This window comes from Methylobacterium tardum, from assembly GCF_023546765.1.
Lineage (GTDB): Bacteria > Pseudomonadota > Alphaproteobacteria > Rhizobiales > Beijerinckiaceae > Methylobacterium > Methylobacterium tardum.
The window spans coordinates 4,697,808-4,710,473 of sequence record NZ_CP097484.1; the positions used below are offsets into that span (position 1 = coordinate 4,697,808).

At 68.6% G+C, this 12,666-nt stretch carries 12 protein-coding genes and 1 pseudogene; 9 read left to right on the plus strand and 4 right to left on the minus strand.

Annotation, left to right across the window (positions count from 1 at the left end; translation table 11 throughout):
- Nucleotides 1-99 precede the first annotated feature (99 nt).
- The 5 genes from M6G65_RS22480 (at nucleotide 100) to M6G65_RS22500 (ending at nucleotide 3,320) form a co-directional block, all read left to right on the plus strand.
- Entirely contained in the window at nucleotides 100-321 is a 222-nt protein-coding gene (locus tag M6G65_RS22480) for a hypothetical protein (RefSeq protein WP_238199736.1), read from the plus strand.
- Between the two features lie 157 nt (nucleotides 322-478).
- Nucleotides 479-763, plus strand: a complete 285-nt coding sequence (locus tag M6G65_RS22485) for an accessory factor UbiK family protein (protein WP_238199737.1) — start codon at nucleotides 479-481, stop codon at nucleotides 761-763.
- Nucleotides 764-1,054: 291 nt separating this feature from the next.
- Nucleotides 1,055-1,564, plus strand: a complete 510-nt coding sequence (locus tag M6G65_RS22490; protein ID WP_192709829.1) for a type III secretion system chaperone family protein — start codon at nucleotides 1,055-1,057, stop codon at nucleotides 1,562-1,564.
- Nucleotides 1,565-1,590: 26 nt separating this feature from the next.
- A complete protein-coding gene (proC, locus tag M6G65_RS22495) occupies nucleotides 1,591-2,394 on the plus strand; it encodes a pyrroline-5-carboxylate reductase (protein WP_238199756.1) in 804 nt (267 codons plus the stop codon).
- A gap of 104 nt (nucleotides 2,395-2,498) precedes the next feature.
- A complete protein-coding gene (locus M6G65_RS22500; RefSeq protein ID WP_250102908.1) occupies nucleotides 2,499-3,320 on the plus strand; it encodes a TetR/AcrR family transcriptional regulator in 822 nt (273 codons plus the stop codon).
- 300 nt (nucleotides 3,321-3,620) lie between these two features.
- On the opposite strand, the gene M6G65_RS22505 is transcribed toward M6G65_RS22500, so the two are convergent.
- Together M6G65_RS22505 and M6G65_RS22510 are read right to left on the minus strand one after the other, a co-directional pair.
- Nucleotides 3,621-5,516 (minus strand): methyl-accepting chemotaxis protein, encoded by a 1,896-nt coding sequence (locus M6G65_RS22505; RefSeq protein ID WP_238199739.1) that lies wholly within the window; start codon nucleotides 5,514-5,516, stop codon nucleotides 3,621-3,623.
- Nucleotides 5,517-6,188: 672 nt separating this feature from the next.
- On the minus strand, nucleotides 6,189-6,623 hold the full coding sequence (locus M6G65_RS22510; protein ID WP_192709826.1) for a response regulator: 435 nt from the start codon (nucleotides 6,621-6,623) through the stop codon (nucleotides 6,189-6,191).
- A 230-nt stretch (nucleotides 6,624-6,853) separates the two neighbouring features.
- Here M6G65_RS22510 and argJ point away from each other — a divergent pair, with 230 nt between their 5' ends.
- The 4 genes and pseudogenes from argJ to M6G65_RS22530 all read left to right on the plus strand — a co-directional run.
- Entirely contained in the window at nucleotides 6,854-8,104 is a 1,251-nt protein-coding gene (argJ, locus tag M6G65_RS22515; protein WP_238199740.1) for a bifunctional glutamate N-acetyltransferase/amino-acid acetyltransferase ArgJ, read from the plus strand.
- Entirely contained in the window at nucleotides 8,101-8,814 is a 714-nt protein-coding gene (locus tag M6G65_RS22520) for an SIMPL domain-containing protein (protein WP_238199741.1), read from the plus strand. The genes argJ and M6G65_RS22520 overlap by 4 nt, the downstream gene beginning before the upstream one ends.
- Nucleotides 8,811-9,239 carry a (deoxy)nucleoside triphosphate pyrophosphohydrolase gene (locus M6G65_RS22525; RefSeq protein ID WP_238199742.1) on the plus strand — a complete coding sequence of 143 codons (429 nt, stop codon included), beginning with the start codon at nucleotides 8,811-8,813 and terminating at the stop codon, nucleotides 9,237-9,239. Before M6G65_RS22520 ends, M6G65_RS22525 begins: the two co-directional genes overlap by 4 nt.
- A gap of 118 nt (nucleotides 9,240-9,357) precedes the next feature.
- A pseudogene (locus M6G65_RS22530) lies at nucleotides 9,358-9,770 on the plus strand (transposase family protein); the annotation flags it as partial.
- 16 nt (nucleotides 9,771-9,786) lie between these two features.
- Here M6G65_RS22530 and M6G65_RS22535 read toward each other — a convergent pair.
- Both M6G65_RS22535 and M6G65_RS22540 read right to left on the minus strand, forming a co-directional pair.
- A complete protein-coding gene (locus tag M6G65_RS22535; RefSeq protein ID WP_250102909.1) occupies nucleotides 9,787-10,446 on the minus strand; it encodes a trypsin-like serine protease in 660 nt (219 codons plus the stop codon).
- A gap of 1,201 nt (nucleotides 10,447-11,647) precedes the next feature.
- Nucleotides 11,648-12,625, minus strand: a complete 978-nt coding sequence (locus M6G65_RS22540) for a Gfo/Idh/MocA family protein (protein ID WP_238199745.1) — start codon at nucleotides 12,623-12,625, stop codon at nucleotides 11,648-11,650.
- Between the last annotated feature and the right edge of the window lie 41 nt (nucleotides 12,626-12,666).

A 12,666-nucleotide genomic window follows, 5' to 3' on the forward strand; every position in this document is an offset into this window, starting at 1 on the left:
CGCCGTGCCGCCCCGCGGCACGAGACGACTCTCCGTACCTCCCATCCGGGAGGATGAACCGGGCGCCAAGCCCGGCCATCAGAGAACTGGAGTCTCCCCGTGAGGAAATTCACCTTCGCCTTCGCCGTGCTCGCCTCGCTCGGCGGCGTCGCCCTGGTCCAGCCCGCCTCCGCGGCCCCCGCCATGCCCGGCGCCGTCGCCGCCCCCGATGCGGTGACCCATGTCCGCATAACTCCCATGGAGCGCCGGATGATGCACCGCCGGATGGAGCGGCGCATGATGCATCGTCGCATGCACCGCCGGATGATGCGCCACATGTGATCGCGCAGGCGGGGCGGCGGCCCACCGGCCCCGCTCTGCCCCGCGGGGGGCTCGCCCCGATCGGGCGTTGCCCCCCATCGCGAAGATTCCTATCTCGTCACCTCGAATCGCGCAGTCAGGCGGCCGTTGCGGCAGCCGGCCGATCCGGGAGACCAGGATGCCCCCCTCCAACCGACTGTTCGACGATCTCGCCCGCCTGATGACCGATGCGGCCGGCGCCGCGCAGGGCGTGCGCCGCGAGGCCGAGACCGTGGTCAAGGCGCAGCTCGAACGCGTGATCCGCGACCTCGACGTCGCCTCGCGCGAGGAGCTCGACGTGCTGCGCGATCTCGTCACCAACCTGCAGGCGCAGAACGCGGCGCTCACGGCCCGCGTCGCGGCCCTGGAGGCGAAATCCGGGGGCGCCGGAGCGGGCGCGGCGGGCCTCAGCGAGGTGGTCTGAGTCTCCGTGGCAACGCCTGGGGCTTTTACACAGGAAGCGGCAGCGACGATCCGGTTTCCTGTTCACTGAACGTGGCCTGCACTTTGTGTCGCGAGTCACGGCCGGTCTATAGTCGGGCATAGGGTGATTCGGGGGGCTGCGGCGCGATGTCCGCGGAGCTTCGACAGTCGATCGTTTCACCGCCGGCCTAGATCTGCCGGTCGTTCCAGTTCTCGGAGTGTTCTCGCGCTCCGGTTTCGCGTCACCGTCACGTCAGGCCTGGACTCGTCTGGGTCGTCCTTTTGGATCGTCATGCCGCTTCTCAACGTCGACTTCCACGACCCGGACCGGAACGAGCATCCGCTCGACGTCGTCGAGCGGCTGGCGTCCCTGCGCGACTGGATCTTCGACCGGGCCGAGACCGACGAGATGTCGGTCACGAGCCCCGGCCGGTGGACCGACTACAACGTCGCCTTCACGTGGATCGAGGACGTGGAGGCGCTGCACGTCGCCTGCGCGTTCGACCTGAAGGTGCCGGAGCGGCAGCGGACCGAGGTGATGCGCCTCGTGGCGCTGATCAACGAGCAGCTCTGGGTTGGACATTTCGACCTGTGGTCGAGCGACAGCGTGGTCATGTTCCGGCACGCCCTGCTGCTGACGGGCGGGGCGGTCCCGACCCATCCGCAATGCGCCACCATGATGAAGACCGCGGTCGACGCCTGCGAGCGCTACTTCCAGGCGTTCCAGTTCGTGCTCTGGGCCGGCAAGAGCGCCCGCGAGGCGTTGGACGCCGTCCTGTTCGAGACCGAAGGCGAGGCGTGACGGCCTCGGGCGCCGCCGCGGCGCGGATGCCGGCCTCCCTGGTCCTGGCCGGGGCCGGCAAGATGGGCGGCGCGATGCTGACGGGCTGGCTCGACGCCGGCCTCGACCCGCGCCGCACGACGATCATCGACCCGGTGCCCGCCCGCACGATCGTGGATCTCTGCGCCGCGCGGGGCATCGCCCTGAACCCTCCCGATCCCGAGCCCGGCGCGGTGCTGGTTCTCGGGATCAAGCCGCAGGGCCTGGAGACGGCCGCCCCCGGGCTGGACCGGCTGATCGGCCGCGACACGCTCCTCGTCTCGATCCTGGCGGGCAAGACCATCGCCGACCTGCGCGCCCGGCTGCCGCGGGCGCGCGCCGTCGTCCGGGCGATGCCCAACCTGCCGGCGAGCATCGGCCGGGGCGCCACCGGCGCCTGCGCGAGTCCCGAGGTCTCGCCCGAGCAGCGCGCGGCCGCCGAGGCGCTGCTCGCGGCGAGCGGCACGGTGGCGTGGCTCGCCGACGAGGCGCAGATCGACGCCGTGACGGCGGTCTCGGGCTCCGGCCCGGCCTACGTCTTCCTGCTCGCCGAGACGCTGGCCGAGGCCGGCATCGCGGCCGGCCTGGACCCCGACGTGGCCCGCGATCTCGCCCGGGCGACGGTGGCGGGCGCCGGCGCGCTCCTGGATGCGAGCCCCGCCGACGCGGCGGAACTGCGCCGCAACGTCACCTCGCCCGGCGGCACCACCGCGGCGGCGCTCGAGGTTCTGATGCGCCCGGACGGCCTCGGCGCCCTGATGCGGGAGGCTGTGGCGGCGGCCCGTCGGCGGGCCGGGGAACTTTCCGGCTGACAGCGGGCCGGCCTCTGTGCGGCATGGCCGCGCGACGGCCCTGCCCTTCGCCGCCGGCCCACCTACATGAGGCGACACGACCGACAGATGCGGGCGACCGACCCATGACCGACAGCAAAGCCTCCCCGAAGCGCCCCCGCAAGGTCGCGAGCCCCGCCAAGGCGAGCGGCACCGACGAGAACGTCACGCAGGTGGGCGGTGCGGCCGAGGCCTCTGGGCAGGCGGGCGCGGCGACGAGCGACAGCCCGCCGAAGCTGCCGCCCCGGGAGGCCGCCGTCGAGGCCCTGATGCGCCTCGCCGCCGAGCAGCCCTGGAACGACATCGAGGTCAGCGACATCGCCCGGGAGGCGGGCCTGACCCTGGCCGAGCTGCGCGACCTGTTCCCGTCGAAGGGCGCGGTGCTCGGCGGGCTCACCCGGATCATCGACCGCAAGGTCCTGGAGGGCGACCTCGCGGGCCTTGAGGAGGAGCCGACCCGCGAGCGCCTGTTCGACGTGCTGATGCGCCGCCTCGACGCCATGGAGCCGTACAAGCCGGCGCTGCGCCGGATCGCCTACGCGCTCCGCGGCGAGCCGCTGTCGATGTTGGCTCTGAACGGCGTCATGCTGAACTCGCACCGCTACATGCTGGCGGCGGCCGGGATCGACACCGAGGGGCCGCTGGGCCAGCTCAAGCTGCAGGGCGTGGTGATCGCTTTCGCCCGCGTGACCCAGGTCTGGCTCGGCGACGACGATCCGGCGCTCGCCCGGACCATGGCGCGGCTCGACAAGGAGATCCGCAACGGCGAGCGCTTCATGGAGCGGGCCGAGGATGTCCGCCGGCTGACGGCGCCGCTGCGTGCCCTTGGCCGCTCGTTCCTGGAGCGCCGCCCGCGCGAGCGCCGCGGACAGGACGGCGACGAGTCGGATCCTGCCGCCGCGATCTAGCGCCGTTCTCGATGGGGTCGCGCCAGGCAGCAGAACGTTTCGGAGAACGGTTGTCCAAACCATTCCCCTCCTCCTGAGGTGCGGCGTGAGCCGCCTTGAAGGAGGGCTCCAGCCAGCCGCGCGATCCCTGGAGTCCTTTTTCGAGGCCCTCGCTGCGCTCCGGCCCCTCAGGACGAGCGGGCGGGATGGGTCACGGGAGCCCAGGACGCGGTCGTCTCCTGTGACCCAACGCCATCGGGAGCGGTGCTAGGCGACGAATCCAGTGGACGTGGGGATCCCGGGCCGACCGACGCCTCTGCCTCACGCGGCCTGGATGTCGCTGAGGAAACGGTCGACGTCGCGTTTGACGGTGAGCGACTGCGCCGCCAGCTCGGCGGCCGCGCTCTGCACCTGCGCGGCCGCGCTGCCGGTCTGGCGGGCGGCCGCCAGAACCCGCGTCACATTGGCCGAGACGTCCTCCGTGCCCCGCGCCGCCTCGCCGGCATTGCGCGAGATCTCGCTCGTCGCCGCCGTCTGCTCCACGACAGTCGCGGCGATGGCGCCGCTGATCTCGTTCACGGCGGCAATCGTGCGGCCGATCTGCTGCATCGCCTCCGCGGCCTGGCCTGAGGCCGCCTGAATCGCGGCGATCTGAGCGCCGACTTCCTCGGTGGCCCGCGCCGTCTGTCCCGCGAGCTCCTTCACCTCGGCGGCTACGACGGCAAAGCCCCGACCCGCCTCGCCGGCGCGGGCCGCCTCGATCGTGGCGTTCAGCGCCAGCAGGTTGGTCTGGCTGGCAATGCCCGAGATCAGGGTCACGGCCGCGCCGATCTGCTCGGCCGCCGCGCGCAGGCTCGCCATGGCGGCGTTGGTCGCCTCGGCCTCGTGGGCGGCATGACCGGCGACCTCGTTGGAGCGGACCACCTGCCGCTCGATCTCCTGGAGCGAGGAGACCATCTCCTCGGCCGCCGCCGCCACGGTCTGGACGTTGGACGAGGTCTGCTCGGCCGCCGTACTCGAGGTCACGGCCTGGCTGTTGGTATCGTCGGCCACCCGGGTCATCGCCCGCGCGGTGGCGTCGAGTTCAGTGGTCGCCGTCGTGACGATGTTGAGCGAGGCGGCGATCTTCCGCTCGAACGCCTGCACGAGGTCATCGACCCGCTCGGCCCGGCGCAGGCGGGCGGCCTGCTCGGCGGCCTGCGCGGCCTCCAGCTCGGCGCGGGCGACGGCGTTCTGGCGGAAGATGTCGACGGCGCGGGCCATCGCCCCCATCTCGTCGGTCGCGTCGCGGTAGGGCACCACGACCGCCAGGTCGCCGCCGGCCAGCTTCGTCATCGCCTCCGTCATGCCGTCGATCGGCCGGATGATGCTGCGGGCGAGCACGAAGGCCAGGATACCCCCGAGAACCAGTGCCGACCCGACCAGGCCGATCAGGATGGACCGAGCCCGTGCCGCAGTCTCCGCGGTGTCCCGGGCAATCTTCTCGCCGGCCGCCAGGATCCGGTCGCGCAGCGCTTGGCCGATTCGGTCGATCGCCTCGACGTGGGGCTTGATCCCGGTCTCGAACGTCGCCTGCGCGGCGTCTGTGGCCCGGTCGTAGGCGCGCAGGCCCGTCGCGCTGGCCGTCAGCGCGTCGCGGACGGCCCTGACCTGCTGCGCGAAGGCTGTCCCCTGCGGCTCCTTGAACCCCTCGATGACCGCCAGAGCTTGTTCCACCCGTTCCTCGAAGGCTTTGCGGTCCCGTGGATCCAGGCTGATCACGAAGCGCGCGGAGGCGAGGCGGGAGCGCAGCACGGCAGTCTCGATATGCTCGGCGCGCGCGAGCATCGACTCGCCGGCGCGTGCACGCGCCGGCACGAGCAGGGTGTTCAGCAAAGCAGTGAGCGTATTGCCGACCTCGAACAACTTCGCTTTGGCATCACGCAAGCTTGCGCCTGTCGCCGCGAGCCGGTCCAGCTCCGGTTTCATCGTGCGGGCGCTGGCGCGCATGTCGTCGTAAAGTTTCCGACCCCCATCCGTCATGGCCAGCGAGACGTGCTTGTCGCACGTCTGCTCGATCGCCTGCCGAGCCTGCTCCATCGCACTGATCAGCGCAGGATCCGGATGCAGCCGGTATCGCTCGGCATGTCCGATCAGACGCGCGGCATAACCGTCGATCGTGAGGACCGATTGCCTTCCCCGCTCCACGCGCTCCTGCAGCGCGTGTTCTTGGTCCATCACACCCTGCTGATAGATCGCATACGCACCGATAAGGCCCGTCAACATGACGAGCATCGCAAATCCCGCGTAAAGGCGCGTACGGATCCCAAATCTCACGGATCGTTCTTCCAAGAAACAGGCCCATCATTCGGCCGCATGATAGATGATACTATCATGACAACATCATGTCGTCGGATCAAGTTCAACTTGTACTACAGAACTTCTTCGGACAGACTTCGATCGAATATCCGCTTTCGCGGCCCCGACACCATCCCCGAGCTTCTACCGCGTCGGCAATCCAAATTTGCCGCATTCTCGCTACGATGGACCAATGCTGGGCTTTCGCTCTCGTCGCATGACAGCGTCACCTTGTACGTGTCCGCTGCCGGATCGGCGCGAAACCCGCGCGCCCGCGCTGTCCGCTCGATCATGTCGGTGACTGCATTTGAACAGTCCCGCCGTTTACATCGCGTGATTCGGGATCAAAGCGGAACCATCAACTCCGACGGCTCGACGCTCCGCAGACGCCGTCGACGCAGCGTCCCTGCGGCGGGGCGACCCCCGATTCGCCGATGCGTCGGTTCGGGTTTGCGCGCGCCGGCTCGGCCGGGAGGCGCTCCAAGTTCGGCGGGATGCTCTCAGCGTCGCGCCCGCCCGCCGGCCGAGCCGGGGAGAAGTTGAAGCGGCGCCTCAGGCGGCGCGGCTCGCCAGCGCCTCACGCATCGTCGTCGCGACCATCCCGTTCTGGAGCTGGTCGCGCGGGACGAGCAGCGCGTCGGGCACCCGGGCCGAGACCTCCGGGCCCATGGCGTCGACCGGATCGCGGGCGAGAATGATGCGCAGGCCCGGCCGCAGGGTCCGCGCCTCGACGGCGAGCTGCGCGCAGCACAATCCGCCATGGAGCGCGGTATCCACCACCATCACGTCGACCGGCAGGCCGAGGGCCAGCACCGTCATGGCATCGACGCCGCGGTCGCAGGCGGTGACTTGGTAACCCAGCATCCGGACCTGCGCCGAGACCTCGTCGCGCCAGCGCTTGTGGCGGCCGACAACCAGCACCTGAATACGGTAGCAGCTGCCTTGGGGAAGGCTGTCAGAGGCAGTCTCGACGTCGGCTGGGGGCATTCCGCACTCGACTTCGCGCTGGCTTTGCGATGCAGCATGCTAAGCTGGGAAGCAATCCACACGCAAGCCCGTCGCCGTGAAGGCGCCGCATTCGGCGCCGCCGTTGCACAATGACGATGCAGCCCGAAGCGTGACCAGACACTGGGCACGCAGTTGACGGCGCGGCGGTCCCGTGGGCAACACCGGCCGGCCGCGGCCCCTCACGCCGCGCGCTGCCGGAGCCCGAGCCGATGTCGTCCGCGAAATCACCGCCCGTCTCCCCACTGGCGCCCGCCGCGAGCCCCGATCTGCCGCCCGTGCCCGGGGTGCGAATCGCCACCGCCCAGGCTGGAATCCGCTACAGCGGCCGCACCGACGTGCTCTACGTCGCCCTCGAGCCCGGGACCCGGGCAGCCGGCGTGTTCACCCGCTCGAAATGCCCCTCGGCCCCGGTGGATTGGTGCCGGGAGGCGCTCGCCGACGGCGCGGCGCGGGCGCTGGTGGTCAATTCCGGCAATGCCAACGCCTTCACCGGCCGGCTCGGCCGCGAGGCGGTGGCGCGCACCGTCGCGATCGCCTCGCAGGCAGCGGGCTGCGGCGCGCGCGAGGTCTATGTCGCTTCCACCGGCGTGATCGGCGAGCCGCTCCCGGCGGAACGCTTCGAGGGCGTGCTGGCGGAGTGCGCGGCCCGAGCCGAGGACGGGCCTGCCGCCTGGGACGCGGCCGCCCGCGCGATCATGACCACCGACACCTTCCCGAAGCTCGCCACGCGCACGGCCGAGATCGACGGCGTCAGCGTGACGATCAACGGCATCGCCAAGGGCGCCGGCATGATCGCCCCCGACATGGCGACGATGCTGTCCTTCGTCTTCACCGACGCCGCCCTGCCGCAGGACGTGCTGCAGGCCCTCCTGTCCGCGGGGACGAAGACCAGCTTCAACTGCGTGACGGTGGACGGCGACACCTCCACCTCCGATACGCTGATGCTGTTCGCCACCGGCAGGGCCGGAAACGCGGCCGTGTCCGATCCCGCAGACCCGCGCCTCTCGGCCTTCCGCGTGGCGCTGGAGAGCCTGCTGGTCGAGCTGGCCCAGCTGGTCGCCAAGGATGGCGAGGGCGCGCGCAAGTTCGTCACCGTGCGGGTCACCGGCGCCGAGAGCGACGCCTCCGCGCACCGGATCGCGATGGCGATCGCCAACTCGCCGCTGGTGAAGACTGCGGTGGCGGGCGAGGACGCCAATTGGGGCCGGGTGGTGATGGCCGTGGGCAAGGCCGGCGAGCCCGCCGACCGGGACCGGCTGGCGATCTGGTTCGGCGACGTGCGCGTGGCCGTCGAGGGCGCCCGCGATCCCGCGTACAGCGAGGCGGCGGCGAGTGCCGTGATGCGCGCGCCGGAGATCGGCATCCGGGTCGATCTCGGCCTCGGCGACGGCGCGGCCCGCGTCTGGACCTGCGACCTGACCAAGGCCTATGTCGAGATCAACGGGGATTACCGCTCGTGAGGGCGGCCCTCGCCGGCACCCTCCTGACGGCGTTTCTGGTCGCGCCGGTCCACGCCGACGATTCGGCCTGCAAGCGCCACATCAGCGTGGTCGGACGCGCCGTCGAGACGCGGGCGCCCGACTTCGCCGAGATCACGATCGGGGTCGAGGCGCGCGGCGCCACCGCGGCGGCAGCCCTCGACGCTGCCTCGAAGGCGGTGGCGGGGATCTCCGCGCAGGCCCGCACGCTCGGCGTGCCGCCGGCGGATATCGGGACGGCCGCGGTGACGCTCCAGGCCGCAACCCGCGCGGTGGTCCGGCCGGGCGGCGGCAGCACCGAGGAGCCCGACGGGTATCGCGCGAGCAATCTCGTGACCGTTCGGCTCGCCGACATGGACCGTCTCGGGGATCTGCTGCGCCAAGCCCTCCAGTCGGGTGCGAACCGGATCGATTCCGTGAGCTTCGGGCTGCGCGATCCCGACACGGCCGAATCGGCCCTCCAGGTCGCAGCGGCGCGCGACGCCCGCGCCCGGGCCGAGGCGCTCGCCGAGGCGCTCGGCACCAAGCTCGGCCCGCTCTGCACCCTCTCGACCCAGGGCGGAGCGCCGTTCCCGATGGCCAATCGCGCCCTGGCGGCACCCATGCCCGCCAAGGGCCGGCGCGTCCCGATCGAGGCCGGCACGATCCAGTTGTCCTCCGAGGTCTCGGCCAGCTTCGCGGTGGTCCCGTGAGCGCGCCCGGACAGCCCGCGCTCCGCCTCCTGCTGGTCGTCGCGGTGGCGCTCGTCGATGTCGACGGGCGCGTGCTCGTCAGCGAGCGTCCGGCGGGCAAGCAGCTCGCCGGCCTGTGGGAGTTCCCTGGCGGCAAGGTCGAGCCCGGCGAGCGCCCCGAGCAGACGCTGATCCGGGAACTCGCCGAGGAACTCGGCATCCGCGTCGAGGAGCCGTGTCTCGCGCCGCTCACCTTCGCCAGCCACGCCTATCCGGACTTCCACCTTCTGATGCCGCTCTACGTCTGCCGGCGCTGGACCGGCACGCCGCGCCCGATGGAGGGGCAGGCGCTCAAATGGGTCCGGCCGAAGGCGCTGCGCGATCTCGCCATGCCGCCCGCCGACGCGCCGCTGATCCCGTTCCTGGTCGATCTCCTCGAGGTCTGAGGCGGTATCCGGCTGAAGCCCTCGGGTGACGGACCCGCTCCGTCATCGCGAGCGCAGCGACCCAGGGTGCGATCCGAACCAAGGCATTGTTCAGTCTATGGCTTGATGATTCAGGGCTGCCATCGGCAGCAGCTACGTGCGAGCGCACCGCTCCGCGTACAGCGGAAGAGGTGGCGACGGCACAGGCCATTGGCCCGTCGCGCGGCGGCCAGACGACCAAGGTCCACGCGCCCACTGATGGCCCCGGCCGAGGCACCCGGCCGGATCCGCCGCCTGAGCACGGACAAGGGCTACGACGCCGATTGGCTGCACGCTGACTTCCGCAAGAGCGGCATCATGCCGGTCATTTCGAGCAAGCGCGGCTGCAAGAGAAGGCTCCGCCACGACACACGGCGCTACTGGGAACGCTGGCGCATCCAGGCAACCTTCAACCACCTCTAGGACTTCCGCCGCATAGCCACCCGAGACGACAAGCGCGCCCGCAACTACGCCTCGGCCGTCGCCCTAGCTGCCGACATCGCCTTCTGGTGATAAACGATTCCAAACCCTAATCCGTCGGATCCAAGTTCTTTCTTATCCAAGCTCCGGCCGCACCATCAAGTCGGAGAGCATAAGCTCCATTTCCACACAGAATTTTATTATAGTATCCATTTGGCTGCCCTCTAATTAAAATACCCACAAGATACTTTACATCGTTCTTTCGTGCAAATACCGGTGACCCTGACTGGCCCTGACATATCAAATCCGATCGGTTGACGATCATGCTCTCATTCATGTTGATCGAAAACGCCATCGATCCGGCGCTCTTCGGATCAGGAAGACTGATATGACTTTGCTTGTCTAGATACAGAAGAGCAACATCATCGTATCCCTTGGAATAATTCATAGAAAAAGATTCAAAGACCTTGGGACTCGCGTCATTTCTATCTGTGTCGAATGTTTTTAACTCTATAGAGAAATTCTGCTTCTCGCCGAAATTTTCGATCGGCTCAGCATCCCCGATGGCGACAACGCCATCGACTTCGGCCGCGAGCGGAGAGTCCGTCTGAAATATTGCGATATCAATGATCGGCGAGCGCGAATATAAAGTTCTTATTCGTGAAACTGCGGCCGATTTGACCTGGCCGTTGATAAAATATTTAACACCAAGCTCCTTTTTTCCTCGGAAACAATGGGCGGCTGTTACGATATCGTTGCCGATCTTCAACCCTCTACAAACAAATCGATTGTCTTCATATATACCTACGTGTGAATATTCAGATATTTTGCTCGCCGATGACGTCGCAACCGAGCACAACATGCTCATGATGAAAAAAAGCGAACCGCTTGTCTGACAGAAATACTTCATATGATGGATTTAATGAGGGGCAGGCACCCCAAGGAGCACCTGCCAAGAATCTTCTCTCAATTTCAGTTTTCGCCGCCCGGGTACCCCGGACCATACGGCGGGGGATCATAGGGAGGCGTCGGAGTTGGTTCCGGGTATTCCGGAGGATTCGGAATGATTTCCGGCGGGTTGTCGACTGGATTATTCGGAGGAAGGCCGTCACCCGGATTTTGAGGGAAGTTTGCAGTTCGGAATATTGCTTCCCTGCTTGCTGGGGACAGGGCCAGGGCCGATCGCGGATCGGCCGACTACTTCAGATGTGATGCTTTGACATCGTCCAGAGAAGGCGTTGCCGAGCGATCAGTCCGCAGGGGCACAATCCCAAGGCTAGACGTAGTGAGAGAGGAATTAACAGCACTCATTCAACGTCTCCAACAAAGAGGTGAAATGACTGATGTTTCCTTTGACAACAGCTATGTTCGCCGCAGCTGAGCGCGCTTCACGATCTTCCGATTGCATCCGCTCGCCAATTACCGATCCGGCCCGATTTCAGATAACGGGCCTGCATGGATTGGCCGGGCTGTGTTGCTCGATAGACTATCGCCGTTGCTTCATCCGCGACCACAGCAACGTTGCGGGAGACTGGGCTAGGACAATCGTCTTAGATCGTCAAGCGCCTTGCTGCCCGACGGTGCGGATCATTGCTGCTGGCTTGCAGCAGCTCTCAAGCATTCACCGCCTAAACTAGTCGAGAGCGAACTTCGACTGTGCAATGTCGCCTCTGTGAGATGTAGCGAAGCGCAATCATCGGGCGATGCGATCGCAATGCTCGGTCAGCCGAGCCTGAGATCATTGCACGGGGTTTAAGGGGTCTGCCCCACACTCCGAGCACCCGGGCGCATAGACACTGCCGCTGGCATCGCGATCGTTGTGATCGTGCCCAAGCGGATTGCACGGATGGCGGAGGACCCTCAGGGCGGCGCGCGCCCTTCAAGGATTGCGCCCCTGGATTGCTTTGCTCCGCTTGCAAGAACGGTGAGGCCGAAGCAATCACCCGGCCAGGGCCTGAGGGCCCCTGGCCTCACAGCGCCAGGATGGCCTCGACCGCCTCCTGCACGGCCAGCGCCTCCGCGAAGGTGGCGAGGTGGTGGGGCTCACCGCGCGCCATCCGCACCACGCCCTCGATCTGGCGTCGGAGGGTGATCGGGCGCAGCCGCTCGTTGGGGATCGCGTCGGGTTCCGGCTCGAAGCGCCCGTCCGGACCGCGGCGCTCGGCGATGGCCCAGTCGCGCAGCCGCACGGCGCCCGTGTCACCCTCCAGGGTCCAGGTGTTGTGATCGTCCGCGGCGGTGGCGCCGACCCGGCCGGTGAGCGTGACCGGAAGGCCGCCCGCCGTGAGCGTGACGTCGATCGCCCGCTCGGACCGGCCGGCCTCCGGGAAATCGACGCGTCCGCGGACGTCCTGCAGGGGGCCGAGCAGGCGACGGGCCAGGAACAGGAAATGCGAGACCACCTCGCGGGTGAAGCCGCCCTCGTCCCGCGCGTCGAGCCAGCGCGCCGCATCCTGCTGCCAGGGCCGCGGCCAGCGGGCGAATGCGACCGCGATGGCGAGCCGCCGCGGGGTCCCGATCGCGCCCGCTTCGATCCAGCGCGCGATCGCCGCCACGCCCGGCGACGAGGCGAACGGGAAGTTCACCCCGCCGGCCGTCCCGGCCTCCGCCACGAAGGCCCGCGCCTCGCTGAGATCGATGGCGAGCGGCTTCTCGCAGAACACGCTGCGCCCCGCGGTGAGGGCCGCGCGGGCGTAGCCGAGATGCGAGGCCGGCGGCGAGGCGACGTAGACGCAGCCGCTCGTCGCGACGACCGCAGCGGCATCGGCGACGCGGGGCACCGCCGGGAAGGCCGCGGCGATGCGGTCGAGGGCGTCCGGGGCCGGGTCCCAGATCGCCGAGACCCGGACGGGCGAGTCCGGCGCCCCGTGGATGGCGTTGAGCAGGCGCTCGCCCATGATCCCCGCGCCGATGATCCCGAGGGCGAGAGGAGCGTCGGTGGTCGGCATCCGCGGTTCCGTCAGCTGTCAGGCCCCGGTCCGAGGCTCCG